Annotated in this window: 19 protein-coding genes; 1 reads left to right on the top strand and 18 read right to left on the bottom strand. The window is 60.9% G+C overall.

Annotated features, from left to right (window positions below; genetic code table 11):
* Positions 1 to 10: 10 nt before the first annotated feature.
* The 14 genes from NK214_RS11000 to NK214_RS10935 form a co-directional block, all read right to left on the bottom strand.
* Positions 11 to 292 (bottom strand): hypothetical protein, encoded by a 282-nt coding sequence (locus tag NK214_RS11000; RefSeq protein ID WP_253314473.1) that lies wholly within the window; start codon positions 290 to 292, stop codon positions 11 to 13.
* A 17-nt stretch (positions 293 to 309) separates the two neighbouring features.
* Positions 310 to 735 (bottom strand): hypothetical protein, encoded by a 426-nt coding sequence (locus NK214_RS10995; protein WP_253314472.1) that lies wholly within the window; start codon positions 733 to 735, stop codon positions 310 to 312.
* A gap of 11 nt (positions 736 to 746) precedes the next feature.
* Positions 747 to 1,430 carry a DUF2786 domain-containing protein gene (locus NK214_RS10990; RefSeq protein WP_253314471.1) on the bottom strand — a complete coding sequence of 228 codons (684 nt, stop codon included), beginning with the start codon at positions 1,428 to 1,430 and terminating at the stop codon, positions 747 to 749.
* A complete protein-coding gene (locus tag NK214_RS10985) occupies positions 1,430 to 1,687 on the bottom strand; it encodes a hypothetical protein (RefSeq protein ID WP_253314470.1) in 258 nt (85 codons plus the stop codon). Before NK214_RS10985 ends, NK214_RS10990 begins: the two co-directional genes overlap by 1 nt.
* Positions 1,684 to 2,121 carry a hypothetical protein gene (locus NK214_RS10980; RefSeq protein ID WP_253314469.1) on the bottom strand — a complete coding sequence of 146 codons (438 nt, stop codon included), beginning with the start codon at positions 2,119 to 2,121 and terminating at the stop codon, positions 1,684 to 1,686. The genes NK214_RS10985 and NK214_RS10980 overlap by 4 nt, the downstream gene beginning before the upstream one ends.
* Before the next feature lies 1 nt (position 2,122).
* Positions 2,123 to 2,734 carry a DUF3164 family protein gene (locus NK214_RS10975; RefSeq protein ID WP_081575566.1) on the bottom strand — a complete coding sequence of 204 codons (612 nt, stop codon included), beginning with the start codon at positions 2,732 to 2,734 and terminating at the stop codon, positions 2,123 to 2,125.
* Positions 2,731 to 3,084 carry a hypothetical protein gene (locus NK214_RS10970; RefSeq protein WP_253314468.1) on the bottom strand — a complete coding sequence of 118 codons (354 nt, stop codon included), beginning with the start codon at positions 3,082 to 3,084 and terminating at the stop codon, positions 2,731 to 2,733. Before NK214_RS10970 ends, NK214_RS10975 begins: the two co-directional genes overlap by 4 nt.
* A complete protein-coding gene (locus NK214_RS10965) occupies positions 3,081 to 3,395 on the bottom strand; it encodes a hypothetical protein (RefSeq protein ID WP_107732745.1) in 315 nt (104 codons plus the stop codon). Before NK214_RS10965 ends, NK214_RS10970 begins: the two co-directional genes overlap by 4 nt.
* A gap of 1 nt (position 3,396) precedes the next feature.
* Complete coding sequence (locus tag NK214_RS10960; protein WP_235088071.1) at positions 3,397 to 3,729, bottom strand: XRE family transcriptional regulator; 333 nt, start codon at positions 3,727 to 3,729, stop codon at positions 3,397 to 3,399.
* Entirely contained in the window at positions 3,716 to 4,324 is a 609-nt protein-coding gene (locus tag NK214_RS10955) for a hypothetical protein (RefSeq protein WP_235088069.1), read from the bottom strand. The genes NK214_RS10960 and NK214_RS10955 overlap by 14 nt, the downstream gene beginning before the upstream one ends.
* The gene (locus NK214_RS10950) at positions 4,324 to 5,067 is read right to left on the bottom strand and encodes an AAA family ATPase (protein ID WP_253314467.1); all 744 of its coding nucleotides are present in this window, start codon (positions 5,065 to 5,067) and stop codon (positions 4,324 to 4,326) included. The genes NK214_RS10955 and NK214_RS10950 overlap by 1 nt, the downstream gene beginning before the upstream one ends.
* A gap of 50 nt (positions 5,068 to 5,117) precedes the next feature.
* Positions 5,118 to 7,250, bottom strand: a complete 2,133-nt coding sequence (locus NK214_RS10945) for a Mu transposase C-terminal domain-containing protein (RefSeq protein ID WP_253314466.1) — start codon at positions 7,248 to 7,250, stop codon at positions 5,118 to 5,120.
* Complete coding sequence (locus tag NK214_RS10940; RefSeq protein WP_253314465.1) at positions 7,247 to 7,771, bottom strand: hypothetical protein; 525 nt, start codon at positions 7,769 to 7,771, stop codon at positions 7,247 to 7,249. The genes NK214_RS10945 and NK214_RS10940 overlap by 4 nt, the downstream gene beginning before the upstream one ends.
* Before the next feature lie 93 nt (positions 7,772 to 7,864).
* A complete protein-coding gene (locus NK214_RS10935; RefSeq protein WP_081575558.1) occupies positions 7,865 to 8,146 on the bottom strand; it encodes a helix-turn-helix domain-containing protein in 282 nt (93 codons plus the stop codon).
* A 259-nt stretch (positions 8,147 to 8,405) separates the two neighbouring features.
* On the opposite strand from NK214_RS10935, the gene NK214_RS10930 reads away from it, so the two are divergent.
* A complete protein-coding gene (locus NK214_RS10930; RefSeq protein WP_253314464.1) occupies positions 8,406 to 8,861 on the top strand; it encodes a DNA-binding protein in 456 nt (151 codons plus the stop codon).
* 606 nt (positions 8,862 to 9,467) lie between these two features.
* Here the strand turns inward: NK214_RS10930 and NK214_RS10925 are convergent.
* The 4 genes from NK214_RS10925 to NK214_RS10910 all read right to left on the bottom strand — a co-directional run.
* A complete protein-coding gene (locus NK214_RS10925; RefSeq protein WP_253314463.1) occupies positions 9,468 to 10,424 on the bottom strand; it encodes a hypothetical protein in 957 nt (318 codons plus the stop codon).
* Positions 10,425 to 10,566: 142 nt separating this feature from the next.
* Positions 10,567 to 11,169, bottom strand: a complete 603-nt coding sequence (locus NK214_RS10920) for a hypothetical protein (RefSeq protein WP_253314462.1) — start codon at positions 11,167 to 11,169, stop codon at positions 10,567 to 10,569.
* A 258-nt stretch (positions 11,170 to 11,427) separates the two neighbouring features.
* Complete coding sequence (tssH, locus tag NK214_RS10915; protein ID WP_253314461.1) at positions 11,428 to 14,007, bottom strand: type VI secretion system ATPase TssH; 2,580 nt, start codon at positions 14,005 to 14,007, stop codon at positions 11,428 to 11,430.
* The coding region (locus tag NK214_RS10910; RefSeq protein WP_253314460.1) for a type VI secretion system baseplate subunit TssG at positions 14,004 to 14,453 on the bottom strand (450 nt) is incomplete at its 5' end. The genes tssH and NK214_RS10910, both read right to left, overlap by 4 nt.

The raw sequence follows: 14,453 nt of genomic DNA, 5'->3' as shown, positions 1-14,453 counted from the left end.
CCGGGTTCTATTAGCGCCCGATGAAGGCTCGGCCTTCTCGTTCTGGTAGATCCATCGCAATGCGGAGCATGTTTTCTCTGTCCCACCAACAGCGCATGTTCTCCAATGCTGTCCGGGCGTCTGGAGCAATGGCGATGCGCCCGACGACTTCGCGGTAGAGGGGGAGCAACGCCGATTGGCTGCGGGCGGCATCAACCATCTGGCGCATCTGTGTGAAGCACTGGAAGGCGTCGATCTCGCCCATCGCGACCTTCTGCTCGATTTCGTCGATGCGATCACAAAACTTGTCCATGGCGTCTCTCATTGCGGTTATGCAGCTTGTTCTGCAACGATCTCGATGGAGTCGCAGACCTTGCAGAGATGGTTGATGACGGCCTTGCCGCTGGCCCAGCTGACGTCATAGACGGTTATGGCTGCGGTCCAATACGGATCCGCAGCACACATTTTCTTGAAGTGCCGCTTGCCTACCGCTTTCTCCATATCGTCCCTAAACTTCTTGCTGGCGGCAGAAGTGACGGACTTGCGAAGGAACTTTTGCTCCGGATGTTCTTCCCGGCCGGACATCCACTTACCATCCCAGCTGCCATTTACGTAGGTAACAACCCGGTAGGTCATTCCCTTGCTTCGCCTAACAACCAACGAGATTTGATAGCCATCGCACTGGAGGCTAACCCGCCCCCAGGGCTGACTCAGCGTGTCGATCAGCTCCTGCTTCTGCTCTTTGCTTAATTTCATGTGGCACCGCCTTACTGGCCCAAGGCCAAGGGTTTGTTGTCGACACCATGGTTCAGCTGCGCCTCGCGTCCGGCATTCCAGCCGGCGCGGCGTGCATCCACATCGCCACCGCGCAGGTTCTTGCCGGCTTGGCGATCTCTCGGCACCAATGAGCCAAGGTCTGCGTATTCCTTAGCCATGTAGATCTCCAGCGCCTCTTCATTGGCAGGCGTGCCGGCAAAGGCTTCAATCTGACGACGTACAGCTGCAACCCAGGCTTCACAGAACAGATCAGCGCGGCGAGTACGGCTTGCAGGAACCAGGCGTTTGCAATGGGTTTGCTGGTAGACGCTGCGAGCCTTGCGCAACTGGCGCATCAGCACCGTAAAGGCATAGGTGGCGATTTCAGCGGCCGGCCCGCAGCCGATGAAAGTCCAGTAACCCGCCTTCCACTCCTGGACAAAAATCTTGCGGCAACCAAAGGCAGAAGCCACAGCGCTGGAGAGTTGGCTTTCCCACTTCACCGGCTTGGCTTTGGCTCCCGCCTTTGCCTTGGCTTCACTCACCTCCGCCATCAGGATGTCTCCATCCTCCACGCCGTACTTGCGCATCAGCGCCTGCGCTTGGCGCAGCGCGGCGGCGGCTTCGTGCTCGTTCGCGCTCTTGGCCAGCGCTAAGCACTTCCTGATCTTTTCAATTGCGGTTTGCTTGTCCATCACTCGGTCTCCTCATCTACTACGTCGACAGTGCAAGGGGTCACGCTGAAGGGCAACTTGCCCAATTGAGCCAGGGCCAACTGGATGCCAATACGAATGCCTTTGGCGAGGTCGCTATCGGCCTTGATTTCGCTTGTGCCGAGCATCAAGTCGGCAGTTGGGTTCTCCACGATCAACTGCAGGTTCTGGACGCGGGATTCGTGCCAATCGCGGAGCTGGTTGGTGAATTCAATAACGTCAGGGTCGAAGGTTTTCATGCCGCGGCACCTCCAAAGACTTTCTCAGGAAGCGTCACAAACACGACGTCTTCGTGAGAGGTGCTTGCGCACCAGGACAGCCACTGATCCAGGGCGTCGGCCGCCGCACGCTGGTCTGATGCCTCCGGCACGCCCGGCACCAACAGAACTCCGTGCTGGAAGCCATGCCGCGCCACCACGTTCAGGATGGACTTGAGCGAGCACTTCGGGCCGCGGGCGATGACGATGCCGCCTTCCGGCTCCTGTCCCTGGTCACCCCACTCAATCAGGCCCGAGGCCCAGCACCAGGCGACCTGCGGTGTCATGTCGTAGTACGAATGGGCACCGCAACGAGGGCAGGCCAATACGTCCCCCAGTTCCGTTGGGCGGCTGATGCGCTCGGTCTCACGATGTGGGTAACGGCAACGGGCGCATTTCACGATCAGATCGGCCATATCACACCCCCGCAATATCAAGTGGGATTTGGCGGTACTGGTCGGTGTCGCCGACGCGCTCATACACGCGGATATACGACTTCGAGCACTGCACCCGTACCGAGTCGCTGAGCGCCGTCATCGCGCGCTGCCACTTCTCGTCCTGGATGTCCAAGCGGCGCAGGCTGAGAATGCGGCCGGTGCTGATGTTGCCTTCCTTGTCGACGTTGAAAGCGTCGTTGATCAGTGCGCGGAGTTCGCTGCGCGCCCCCTCGGTCCACGTATGTACGCATTCGTCTATCAGGGCTTTGGCGGCCTGCAGCCCTTCGTCGAATGTCAGCGTGTCCTGGTTGGCGCGCTTCACCATATAGCGACCATCGAACGACACCAGGCTGACATTGCCTTTTGCTCCGCCAAGCTTGGCGTCGTAGCGCTCGGCCGACAGCTCGATAAACGCCCCGATGTCGGCGAAGACGGTTTCCTTGAACGTGGCCAGCGTCTGGCTCACCACTTGCGCCTTCTCGATGATCTCGGCCACCAACTGGTCGCGTTCCAGGTCAATGGGCTTGATGGTCTCGATAGGGATCAGGCGCCCCTTGGCATCTTGTTTGTAGCCCTGCGGAATCGTGTTCATGTCTTGCTCCTCAGTAATCGCTTCACTTTTGCCAGCTCAACCCGGTTCCGGCTCAACCAATCCGGGGTAAGGGCCGGTTCATCTGCTGCTTGCCAGAACTTACGCTCTGGCGTCGTTACAGCGGGCTGCGGTGGCGGCTCCGGTGGCTCCGGCACCGGGGTGTCCGGTGGGGCCGGCTCCGGCTGGACTGGCTCCGGAGGGGCTGGGGTAGTGAAGGCCGCCAGCTCGTCTTGGTAGTCCAGCCAAACAATCTGTCGCGCCTCCTTCCTCGTCTTCCCCATCGCCACCAGACGCTCGACCTCGTCGGCCAGGCGCTGCTTGGTGGCCGCGTCCAACTCGATCTGTGTCATGACTCAAGTTCAGACCAGACCACCCGGCAGCCTTCACACTTGAACTGCGCGGCGCGGTAGGGGCCGAAATGCGCTTCCCGCCCGAACGAGTAGTAAGCCGCTTCGCCGGACTCAATCAGCGCTTGGCAGCGGCCGTCTTTCAGCACTGTGATGGTCGGCCGAGCCGGGGTGAAGTCGACGCGCAGCACGGTAAAACCGCGGGCGGTCAGTTCTTCAATGGCTCCAGCCAGGCGCAGCGCAGCGGCGAGCATCACTTCGTTGACGCATTGACGCTGAGCCGGGGAATAGATCTGTGTTTGAACGGCATGCATGTCAGTCTCCTTTGCGGCGGTTTTGGCACTGCTGGCATGCGCGCCAGTGGGCCATCTTGAGCGGGTTGTGAGTCGGTGCCGGGCCGGTGGCATGGCTGCGGCAGAGGTCGGCGGCGATGGTCTGCCCGAGGTAGGGGCAAGCCACGGCTTGTTCCAGCAGTTCGATCACGGCCTTGGCGATCTTGTCGGGCCGGCCGGGGTACTTGCCGGACAGCACCAGGCTGATCGTGGTCGGGCTGTACCCCAGCCGCGCGGCGACAGAGCGCATGCTTGTGCGCTCGGCCTCGGCGCGCAGCAAGTCCAGCCAGTAAGTACGGGTTTCAGAGGTCGTCATGGTTGATCTCCTCAGCCCACACCACTTGGTCCAAATTCGGGTCGTACACGTAGGCGTTGCGTCCGACGACGGGCGGACGCGGCCCGGTGTAGCGCTGCGACAGGAAGCGATAGCGCGGCGGGCCGGACTTGCTCCGTTTCCGGGTCTGCAGCACATAGCCGGCCTGGACCAACTGGCCTATGTACACGCTGGCGGTGGTGTGGGCGACGCGGCGTTCCGGCGTACTGGCCAGCGCCGCGAGTTCGCGCGTCGAGAACTCGCCGCCGACAATGCGCATGGTTCTCCAGATCGCCTCGGTGGCCAGATCCCGCTGGATCGGTTCCCCCTTGGCGTTTAAACGCGGGTACTCGATGCCGCAGTCTCGGATCAGGCGGAAGTGCTGCTGATCGTTGTTGCGGATGCGCTGATTGATGCGTTCGACGTAGCCGCCTTTGACCAGGGCGTTGATGTAGTGAAGGATCCCGCCGCGGCTGGCCTCGGTGTCGCTGTAAATCAGCAGCAGCGTGAAGTCGTCGCGCCGCGCGCGGATCGCCTCCCAGATCCGCTGAAAGCTGCCGCGGCCGCCGGCGCTGATCATCGGTGCGGGGCGCGTCATCACAGGCCCCCGCGGCGTTTCGGCGCGTCGCCGGTATACAGGTCGCGCTCGCCCCACTTAGCCAGCGTCATTTCGGACTCGGCCAGCATCATGGCTTCTTCATGGACGCGGGTCAGGTTCACGCACACCCGGCGCACCGAGCCATGCGCCACCTCAACCAGGCGCGCCAGCAGATCCTCGGCAATGCTCACGCTCGGGCAATAGATCGGGGCCAACAACTCGGCGTCGACCAGCGACACCGGCAGGGCCGGGATCCATGCCATCACTCGGCTGTGGAAACGCTCCCAGCGCTTGAGTTTCTGCGGGATGGTTTCCTCCCCGACCAGCAACAGCGTGCCCTGGCTGCCCTCGTAGATGTCCCGTACCAGTTCGATCAGGCCGTCGGAGCGCAGGCAAAAGTCGAATTCATCGATGATCAGCGGGCGGCGGCTGGCGGCGATCTGTTCGCACACCTGGTCGAGTAGATTCGGGATCGTGCCCGCGGGCTTGATGCCCATCTCGAACAGGATTTTCTCCAGCAAAGCCTTGCGGTTCCAGGCGCTGCGCATCTGCACGTAGTAGCCGCGCGTCTGGTTCGCCAGAGCGCTGCAGGCGATGGTTTTACCGCGGCCGGCTTCGCCGTACATCACGCCGATGCCGGGCAGTCCATCAACGCGCGACAGCAGTTTCTCGGCAGCGACGGCGACCAGGTCCAGGTTGGCGATGTGCGCCACGCGATTGACCATCGGTTGGTGTTGAGTCATGATTTAATCTCCAAGTTGGTCCCGCGCTGTTGCAGCAGCGCGGCATAAGATCACGCGCTCTTGCGCTGATACGTTCTGAATTCGGCGGTCGCCTGATAGGTGTGCCGCCATTTCCTTGCCTTCTCGCTGTCGATGTCCTCCTCTGTCATCGCGTTCAGTCGTTTCCACTCAGCCCAGCGCGCTTCCGGTGTGCTTGGCACGCCCCAGGCGGCGGTCTCTACGGCCGGCGTAGCGGTTTCCTGCGCCGTCGGCTTGCTGACAACCGGTTCGGCCACCACGTCCACCGCCTGCAGCTCCCGCGCCCGTTGCGCCAGTTGCTCGCGGTTGATGCTCATGAAGCCGGGGATGGTGACGGTGTCGCTGTGCTCCAGCGCCGGGGTGCCGTGCAGCTCTTCGCGCACCTCTACCAGCTTGGCTTCCAGACGCTTCTCGCGGCCGGTGGCGCGCTTCTCGCGGGCGCGGTCGATAAGCGACTTCGGCATGTAGTCGCGCTTGTTGGCGTCCAGCTCGGCGGTGCAGAGGAAGCGGCCTTCGTCGTCGTAAACCCAGACGATGTGCGGGTTGTGGATGTCGTAGCCGACTCGCAGCTGCTCGCCGTGAAACTCTTCCAAGGCGCGGGCGAAGTAACGGTTGCCTAGCAGCTCGATCTCGCAGCGGCGCACCGTGCGCAGCATTTGCGGACGGAACAGCGGGCGGGCCTCGTCGTCGGTGACGCGGTGGGCTTCGAACCCCTGGGCGACATGCAGCGCCCACTTCTCGTTCGGCGACATGTGGCGACGGCGGCCCGTCGCCGGGTCGGTGATCTTCGGCAGGCTGCGGTGCGGGCGGTCGTTGTACTCGGCCACCTTTTCATCGCAGAATGCGACGAAGCGTGCCCAGGCCATCAGCGGCATGGCGGCGGTCTGCTGGTTTTGGGCAATGGCTTTGCGCGACAGCTTGAAGGTGGCCAGCTTGGCCTCGCGGTCCATGTCCCAGCCGATGTAGCCCGGCAGGCTCTTGGCGGCGTTGATCCAGATGGTCTGGTGCAATTTTTCGATCACGCCGCGCGCCTGGGAGTTGTACGGCAGGCTGTTCACCATCTCGATGCCAAGGCGGGCCATGAAGCCGGTGGAGACGTCCAGCATCATCTGGTTCTTGTAGCCGGACCCGTTGTCGACGTAGAACACCGCCGGGATCCCAGCCTTCATCGCCGCATCGCGCAATGCGTCCAGCACGGCCAGCGCGCTTTCTGCCAGGCCGACAGACCAGCCCACCGCCTTGCGGGTGGCGATATCGACCATGGTCGTGATCTCCGGGCGGAACGGGCGACCATGCAAGGGGTGCTGCACTTCGGCATCAAATGTGTGGCCGTCGGCGCTGTAGATGTCGCCCGGCAGCAGGTTTTCAAAGCCGCGGCGGATGAAGGGGCGCAGGGTTTTCAGCTCGCGCTCGCCCATGCGGCCGATCTCGCGGCTGACGTTGCCTACCTTTGCCAGAAAGCGGCGCACTTGCCACACGCTCGGCATTTCGGTTCCCGGCTGGGCCTGGGCCCAGTCCTTGATGAACTCGCGGTAAGCGTGTTCCAACGTGGGTTTTTCCGGGCGCTGGTAGTAACCGAGAAAGAACGGTGCCCAGGCCGGCACGCTCATGTCGCGCTCGCGTTTTTTTGGGGCCAGCATGCCGGCGCGTTCGTACTCGACGAAGCGCTGCACGCTGCGCACGCTCGGCAAACCGTCTTCGCTCTTGCGGCCGCGCTCGTCGCGGGCCATCTTCAGCATGCCCACCAACTGCTCGTTGGCGGCACCCACGCGGGCCATGTCGATCAGCACCGCGGCGGCTTTCTTCATCGGGTAGCCGGAGCGCTGCATCAGCATTTCCAGCGCCTGCAACACGCCTCGCCGGGCGTCCGCTTTGAGCGCTTGGCCCTCGGTCTCGATCAACGGCAGTTGGTCTTCACGTCGGATGGGAAGGACAGGCGCAGACAGCGCCGCCACTTTCTCGGCGGCTTTAGCGCGGATCGCTGCAAGCACATCGGCGGGCGGGCTGTACTCGCGGCGGGTGCCGCCTTTGCCTTTGGTCTCAACGAATGACCAGCATTCCCGCTCTGCTTTGGCAATCAGCTTGCCTTTTGAGGTCGGCAAGCCTTCTACCTGTAAGGCCGACAGCTCTGCGGCGCTGTAGTGGGACTTCAGGGCCAAGTTCATTTGTTCAGCCGCTTTATTCTGTTCATCAACTGGCCAAGCAGCTTTTCATCCATCTGTCCCTCAATGGATTTTTGCTTGGCTTTGATGTGGCGATCCAACACCGCCATGGCTCCAAACTCGGCACACAATGCTTCGTCGGCGGTCAACAGCTTGCGCCCGGCGTAATGCGCCATCCACTCCAGCGGGCTGTAGTCGTCGCATACCGACATCAGCGCCATCATCGCGTCGACGGGGATCCGGCGCTCCGCTTGGCTGGGGGCCGTCCACAAGTCAAGGTGGGCCTTGCTGATGTTGCGGCACAGCTTCTCGCTCATTTGATCCGCGACACGGTCGCGTGACAGCCCGCGGCCGAATGCGCTATCCAGGACCACAACCAGTGCTTGACGGATCGCGGCGTCCAGGATGTTTTCGCCCTGGACGGCGACGACGCCGCTGGGGGTTTCGATGGCGAACACATCGAAGTTAAGGGGAAGCTGGTCCTCGTGCGGATCAACTCGATCATTACGCTTGCGACGGCTCATGCTGTACTCCTTTGCCGCTTCAGTTCACTTGAAGCACTATCAAAGCGAACAATTCGTTAGAATTAAGGGGTGCGATTTACGCTGACCGTTTTGTCATGAACGGTTTTTGTTCGCCTCGATATACTTGTGGGCGTAACGAGGGCGGATGCGGCGTCCTTCCGGCGTCCAGCGTTCCGGCCAAAGCTCGTGGGCGGGTATGCCAAGAAATTCGGCAATGGCGACTTCTCCGGACAACACAGGACGAATCAAGGCGTTGCGGATGGTCGAAAGCGGAAGATTGCGATCGCGCGCCAAGGCGTTCATCGTGCTACCGGCTTTGCGGATAGCCGCCTTGATGTCCTCTTTGTGCCAGCCAGGGGGCTGAGTCGAACTCATACTTGGCTCCTTTTGATAACCGGTTACCGCCGGTTTTTTGTTCGGGCGTTAATCCCGAAGGTCACTTTTAACCAAGATTAAGTGTTCTTAAGTGTTCCGTCAAGAGTGTTCCGCTGCGGAACACTAAAAAACACTCGTCGCTTGTGTCCTTTAGGGTTGACTGGCTAGCAAGCCATTGATTTTTATTGGTAAATTTTAACTGTTCCGTGCGGGTGCGCAAATCGTCCTAGCGGAACACTTTTGAGGCGCAAAGCGTTCCGTGAAAAAATTACTTTCTGCCAGCGAGATTGGCGCGATGCGTCTTCCTGGCCTGCCGACTTCCAAGCAAGCTGTGATTGCACGAGCGGCTGCTGAGGGCTGGTACTTTGAGGAGAAGAAAGGGATAGGCGGCACTCGCCGCGTTTATGAAGTTCCCGCTCAGTACTTGTCTGCAGTAGAGGTGGCCGTCCCTCTACCGACGGAGCTAATACCAACTGAGCAAATAGAGGCTGCACAGGAAGAGAAGGTTGCTGGCACGATCATGCCGGGGGGGCGTAGCGTCGACTTGGAGACGATAAAGTTTGTCGATGCCGTCCTAGAAGAGTGGCTACAGAAAAAAGGGCTACGCCTCAAGCCTGAGCGGCGGGCGGGCATTCTGGCCGTACTGTGCGACTATCTGGCCAAAGGCGCGACGGAGAAGGATTTGCAGGAAATGTTGAAGGTGCTCTCCGCCTAGAATTGGCGGCGCTTATAAATGTGGCTATGCTGACGGCTTTGCAGTTAGCATAGCCGCAAGTTGGAACTAGACGAGGTTAAGCTTGCCCTGATGCGTGCCTTGGATGATGCATTTGAAGAGACAGCTCAGGCTCGACTATGCAAAATCCCGCACTGCCCATACATGAAAAATCGTCCCGAGAACAAAGAGGCGGCAAACGATCCGCTCTACGACTAGGACGATGGTCAGTTATTGTCGAAAGCTGATCATTCCAGTGACAATAACAACGCAAAAACTTCCACAATCACACCAGAATTTCTCATTTTTGCGCACAGCGTCCGCGCAGCAAGAATTCGACAGACCCCGCGCCGCTATTGGCTTTGAGCAGCATTCGCCCCTCTATCCTGGAGTGACAAACTAACCACCACCCCACAAACTCGCCCCGCGCTAACGTCGCGGTGCTCGAACAAGCAGCCGCTTAAGACCTCGGGCCTGCCACCCGACGGCAGGCTTGAAGGGACCTGGGGAGCATCGAATACGCGGTTTCCAGTGCGGCTGGCAAGCCAAGTCGCTTTGATCTTGACCGCGTAGCAGATGGTAAACAGCTTCCAAATTAATGCTGCGGTGTTAGTGCTGCTTGTCTTGGCCCCCGCCATGCGCTCTGGAGTAGGTGCTGAAGGTGCACATGGATAAAGTGTCCCAGATGATTTTAATCAGGGAGGTACAGCAATTGTCATCTTTCTGGTAGTAAGACAGCGAGTCAAAGTCGATATCGAATAAGTCGAATTCGTCACGTTGACTTTTCCCGGCTTGGGAGATTTTATTGGGGGCGTAGCCCAGCAAGTCCGTGCTCAGAAGGCCTTGTTCGCTGAGTTGCGCCAGGGTGTTTTTCTGAATGTTAAAGGCCAGTTTGCTCACCGAGGTAGGCGAATGGCAGCAGCAGATGCAAGCGCATAAGGGCAGCGTGCAGCCGGTGGTCAGCGGCCTATCCCGCGCGTCGGTGATGCCGGCCTCAAGCACCGCCGCCACCACCTCCGCGCAGTTGCCTAGGTTTTTTCCATTATTTTCTTTCATGAATTGGATCATTCTGTCTTGATCCAAGCCCAGCGCCGTCGGCGTTTTTTTTAATAGCGGCTTATGCGAGAAGGCCTTTTCATCGCCATGGCTGCCGCCAATGTCAATTAAGACATCATCGCCGCGGCGCATGGTCATGGTGGGCGGCTTCATCTCCACTACCGAACCCATGCTCTGATGGGTTGGCGGCGGCTTGCCGATGGCGCTGGTTGGCGGGATGCCGATTTCCGGCGGCTTGCTTCTTAGTATGTGCGCCACTTCATTCTTGCTGGGGATGTAAATCACATGCCGGACCCGGATGTGAGCGGCTTTGGTGTTGGTCCAAAACTGGGTGATCTTATCCTTGGCGGTTCTGAGATACATTGTTTGATGGCCGGCGGAGTATTGAAACTGATAGACCTCATGGTTTTGAGTGGTAATGGAAATGAGGCTGTGGTCTTGGCAGTCCCCATTCTTGCAACTGCAAAACATGGTGCCCGAGCCACCACTGAGGGTCATTACGGTAATCATGTGGTCTCCCTGTGCTTGCTTTCAATGACTAGATACTCTGCCGGGTGTGGTTTAATTAGTTCCAATTTACTCAGCCAAAGCGTCACGCTGTGGCGGTCTGTGGTGGCGCCCAGCAGCTGGCGTATCGCCGCGCACAGCCCATTTATTGGATAAGCTCGGCTGAGCAGAACTCAAGTCGTGCATCTTTTGCTCTAATTAACATTTCATCATGAGTATCTGCATTAATAACGCCATATTTGTTTCCATCGTTAATGGTGCCTTTTATTTTAGGGTTTTCATGTTCTGATTTTGAGAATCTTTTGTTTCTTAATTTGCAGGCATAGCCATAAACTTTGCACTTTATAAAACCTTTTTCTCTTAAACTTTTCAATACAAGAACTGCGAATGCAGGGGTTCCATTATTGCCAGGCGTTCCACTTTCACACGTCCATAATTTAATTTTTCCTGGATATTCCTTGTTAAGGCCGTTTTGCTCTAGTTGTGTTACTAAGGCATCGGCTGTGAAAGCATGGCCCTCAATGCTTAAATAGGGACTCCCGGCTTTCCCGTGTCCAATTATGTAAACACTTTCATTTTCATCGTTTTGTAATTTTGACAGTTTATTTTCTTCTATTGGTTTTGTGGGTTTGCATTTGATTTGTTTGTTGTCGCATTCGTCTAAAGCAATGCTGGCGGCAAATTTTATGCGCGAAAAAGGGTGATTCGGTATTATTGGGATAAATATTTTCATTTTTTCATTTTTCATTTCCTAGCCTCTTGTTGGTTGTTTTTATGCTATTCCCTGTATGTGGGGTCTTTTGTGAATTCTCAGCTGGTAAAGATAAGGAAGAATTTCGAGATATAAGTCATGTGCCTGGATTGTTGCATAATAAAATGAGGTGACTGTTTTTTCTTTTTTATTGTTTAGGAGATTCAATTTCTTGAGAAATTAATTTATTTTTGAGTTAAGTTATATGACTTGTACTTGATTTGAATTGCGATGGGGTGTCCATCTTCAATAAAATCACCCGACCACCCACTCCGCCAACTTCCCCACCACCTCCGCCAATAACACATTATCAATATCCCGCGCCCCCGCGCCGCGACAGCGGTTCAGCACCGCCTGAATGAGCCCCGGATCAAAATCAAACATCTTGCCGGTAGCGCGTTGATAGCGCTGGCGCAGCACTTCCAGCTTGCTGCGCACGATGTCGGCCAGTACCGCGTCGTCCAGCGCACGGTAGGGCACCACCGTCATCCGCGCCAGCAGCGCCGGGCGGAAGGCGGCGTTGAGCTGCGGCCGCAGTTGGTCGATGAAGCCGGGGTGGCCGATGGCGGCGGGCGCGGCGGCCAGGATGGCTTCCGCCCCCACATTGCTGGTGGCCAGGATGATGGTGTTGTTGAAGTCCACCGTCAGGCCGGTGCCGTCTTCCATCTGGCCTTTGTCGAACACGTTGTAGAAGGCTTCCAGCACGTCCGGGTGGGCTTTTTCGATTTCGTCCAGCAGCACCACGCTGTAGGGCTTGCGGCGTACCGCCTCGGTCAGCACGCCGCCCTGGCCGTAGCCGACATAGCCGGGCGGCGCGCCCTTGAGCTGGCTGACGCTATGGGCTTCCTGGTATTCCGCCAGGTTGACCACGATCAGATTGCGTTCGCCGCCATAGAGCGCGTCGGCCAGCGCGTAGGCGGTTTCGGTCTTGCCGACGCCGGTGGGGCCGAGCAGCAGGAACACGCCCACCGGTTTGCCGGGGTCGGTGAGGCCGGCGCGGTAGGCCTGGATGCGTTGGGCGATCTTGCCCAGCGCGGCCGGCTGGCCGATCACGCGCTGGCCCATGCGCTGGGCCAGGGTGCGGATGGCGTAGGCTTCGTCGGCCAGCATCTTGCCCACGGGTATGCCGGTCCAGCCGGCGATGACGGCGGCCACCGCCTTGGAGTCCACATGCTCCGGCACCAGCGGGTCGTCCTGGCGCAGTGCGTCCAGGCCGGCTTCCAGCCGCGCCAGTTGTTCCGCCAGCCGCAGCGCCGGGTCCGCGGCTTCGTCCTCGTCGGCGGTCGCGGTGCCGTCTTCGGCTTCTTCCAGCAGCAGCGGCGGTTCGCCGGCGGGCAGCTCGGGTTCGCTGGCCAGGAAGTCCAGCAGTTGCTGGCGGGTGCGCAGGATTTCGCGCACCGCGCGCAATTCGTCCTGCCAGCGCACGGTCAGTTCGCGCATGGCTTGCAGCTGGCGCGCGCTGTCTTGGCGCAGCGCGGCGATGCGGGCGGCGTGGTCCAGGCCGGTGGCCTGTTCGTTCAGCAGCCGCTCCAGTTCCTCGTCCAGCATGGCCTGGCGGTGGCGCAGGTTTTCCAGCTGCGGCGGCTGGTCGTGCTGGGCCAGCGCCACGCGGGCGCAGGCGGTGTCCAGCACGCTGATGGCCTTGTCCGGCAGCTGACGGCCGGAGATGTAGCGGTGGGACAGCTTGACCGCGTCGTGAATGGCGGCGTCCAGGATGCGCACGCCGTGGTGCTGTTCCAGCCGGGCGGCGACGCCGCGCAGCATGGCCACGGCGCTGTCTTCGTCCGGTTCTTCCACTTGCACCGGCTGGAAGCGCCGCGCCAGCGCCGGGTCGCGTTCGAAGTATTTCTTGTATTCCTGCCAGGTGGTGGCGGCCACGGTGCGCAGTTCGCCGCGCGCCAGCGCCGGCTTGAGCAGGTTGGCGGCGTCGCTGTGGCCCTCGGCCGCGCCGGCGCCCACTAGGGTGTGGGCTTCGTCGATGAACAGGATGATGGGCCGGGCGGCGGCGCGGATGTCGTCCATCACGCTTTGCAGCCTTTGTTCGAACTCGCCCTTGAGCCCGGCGCCGGCTTGCAGCAGGCCCAGGTCCAGCGCCAGCAGGCCGACGCCGGCCAGCGCCGGCGGCACTTCCTCGTGGGCGATGCGCAGCGCCAGGCCTTCCGCCACCGCGGTTTTGCCCACGCCGGGCGCGCCCACCAGGATGGGGTTGTTCTGGCGGCGGCGCAGCAGGATGTCCAGGCATTGGCGGATTTCGCCGTCGCGGCCCACGATGGGGTCGATGCGGCCGGCGCGGGCGTCGGCCACCAGGTCGTGGGTGAAGCGCGCCAGCGCGCCGGCCGGTTCCGCCGCGGCGGCGGACGGGGCTTCGCGCGAGGCGGCGGCCCAGGCGTCCAGTTGTTCGCTCAGCGGCTGGCGCGGCGCGCGCAGCAGGCAGGGCGCGCCGATCAGCAGCAGATTGCGCAGTTCGTCGCGCTCCAGCAGGGTGAGCAGCAGCAGGCCGGAGCGGATGCTGGCCTGCTGGCGCAGCGTGGCCAGCAGCAGCGCTTCCTTGAGCCAGGCCACGGTGTGGCTGGAGAAGGCCGGGGCGCGGGTTTCGCCGCGCTTGAACTGGTCCAGGCTGCGGCGCAGCTCCGCGCTCAGCTGGTCCGGGCTCAGGCCCAGCTTGGGCAGCAGCAGCGGCAGGTCGCCGTTGGGCAGTTCCAGCAGCTCCAGCAGCACGTGTTCGATTTCCACGTAGTAGTGGCTTTGTTGCAGGCAGCGCTGGGCGGCCAGCTCCAGCGCCTTGCGGCAGCTGGGATTGAGGCGGGCCACCAGTTCGGACAATTCGGCGCTCATGTCGGGTCCTCGCCGGCCGGGGGCGGCCGTTGCAGCCGGGTGTCCAGCTGTCGCGCTCCGCCGGGGCCGCCCAGCCAGCTGTCCCAGCTCAGCCGCGGCGCGGCGCGGGCTTGCAGCTTGAGCGCGGCGGCCGGCGCTTGCCACAGCAGGCTGAGCTGGATGTCCAGGTCCGGGCCAAAGTAGAACTCCGCCAGCGCGGCCAGCGCGCGGTGGCGTTCGCCGCCGGGCAGGAAGGCGAGGTAGCCGGCCGGGTCCAGCGGGCCCACGGTCAGGCGGATGCCAGCGTGTTCGTCCCAGGCGCGGCGGCCGGCCAGCGCGCCCTGGCCCAGCGCGGCGTTGCGGCCATTGGGGCCGATGCTGGTGCGGCTGGCCGGCGGGATCTCGCGCCAGCCGCCGGCGTAGGGGCTGGCCTGCACCGGCGCGGCCAGGTGGCGGCTGGCCAAGGC

This window comes from Chromobacterium sp. S0633, assembly GCF_024158805.1.
Classification (GTDB): Bacteria; Pseudomonadota; Gammaproteobacteria; order Burkholderiales; family Chromobacteriaceae; genus Chromobacterium.
Note: the sequence above shows the minus strand (reverse complement) of the source record. Positions and strands in the feature narration are given on the sequence as shown.

Excerpts from the sequence above, each read along its gene's own strand:
- NK214_RS11000 (WP_253314473.1), bottom strand. The coding sequence starts at position 292 with ATGGACAAGTTTTGTGATCGCATCGACGAAATCGAGCAGAAGGTCGCG.
- NK214_RS10995 (WP_253314472.1), bottom strand. The coding sequence starts at position 735 with ATGAAATTAAGCAAAGAGCAGAAGCAGGAGCTGATCGACACGCTGAGT.
- NK214_RS10990 (WP_253314471.1), bottom strand. The coding sequence starts at position 1,430 with ATGGACAAGCAAACCGCAATTGAAAAGATCAGGAAGTGCTTAGCGCTG.
- NK214_RS10985 (WP_253314470.1), bottom strand. The coding sequence starts at position 1,687 with ATGAAAACCTTCGACCCTGACGTTATTGAATTCACCAACCAGCTCCGC.
- NK214_RS10980 (WP_253314469.1), bottom strand. The coding sequence starts at position 2,121 with ATGGCCGATCTGATCGTGAAATGCGCCCGTTGCCGTTACCCACATCGT.
- NK214_RS10975 (WP_081575566.1), bottom strand. The coding sequence starts at position 2,734 with ATGAACACGATTCCGCAGGGCTACAAACAAGATGCCAAGGGGCGCCTG.
- NK214_RS10970 (WP_253314468.1), bottom strand. The coding sequence starts at position 3,084 with ATGACACAGATCGAGTTGGACGCGGCCACCAAGCAGCGCCTGGCCGAC.
- NK214_RS10965 (WP_107732745.1), bottom strand. The coding sequence starts at position 3,395 with ATGCATGCCGTTCAAACACAGATCTATTCCCCGGCTCAGCGTCAATGC.
- NK214_RS10960 (WP_235088071.1), bottom strand. The coding sequence starts at position 3,729 with ATGACGACCTCTGAAACCCGTACTTACTGGCTGGACTTGCTGCGCGCC.
- NK214_RS10955 (WP_235088069.1), bottom strand. The coding sequence starts at position 4,324 with ATGACGCGCCCCGCACCGATGATCAGCGCCGGCGGCCGCGGCAGCTTT.
- NK214_RS10950 (WP_253314467.1), bottom strand. The coding sequence starts at position 5,067 with ATGACTCAACACCAACCGATGGTCAATCGCGTGGCGCACATCGCCAAC.
- NK214_RS10945 (WP_253314466.1), bottom strand. The coding sequence starts at position 7,250 with ATGAACTTGGCCCTGAAGTCCCACTACAGCGCCGCAGAGCTGTCGGCC.
- NK214_RS10940 (WP_253314465.1), bottom strand. The coding sequence starts at position 7,771 with ATGAGCCGTCGCAAGCGTAATGATCGAGTTGATCCGCACGAGGACCAG.
- NK214_RS10935 (WP_081575558.1), bottom strand. The coding sequence starts at position 8,146 with ATGAGTTCGACTCAGCCCCCTGGCTGGCACAAAGAGGACATCAAGGCG.
- NK214_RS10925 (WP_253314463.1), bottom strand. The coding sequence starts at position 10,424 with ATGATTACCGTAATGACCCTCAGTGGTGGCTCGGGCACCATGTTTTGC.
- NK214_RS10920 (WP_253314462.1), bottom strand. The coding sequence starts at position 11,169 with ATGAAAAATGAAAAAATGAAAATATTTATCCCAATAATACCGAATCAC.
- tssH (WP_253314461.1), bottom strand. The coding sequence starts at position 14,007 with ATGAGCGCCGAATTGTCCGAACTGGTGGCCCGCCTCAATCCCAGCTGC.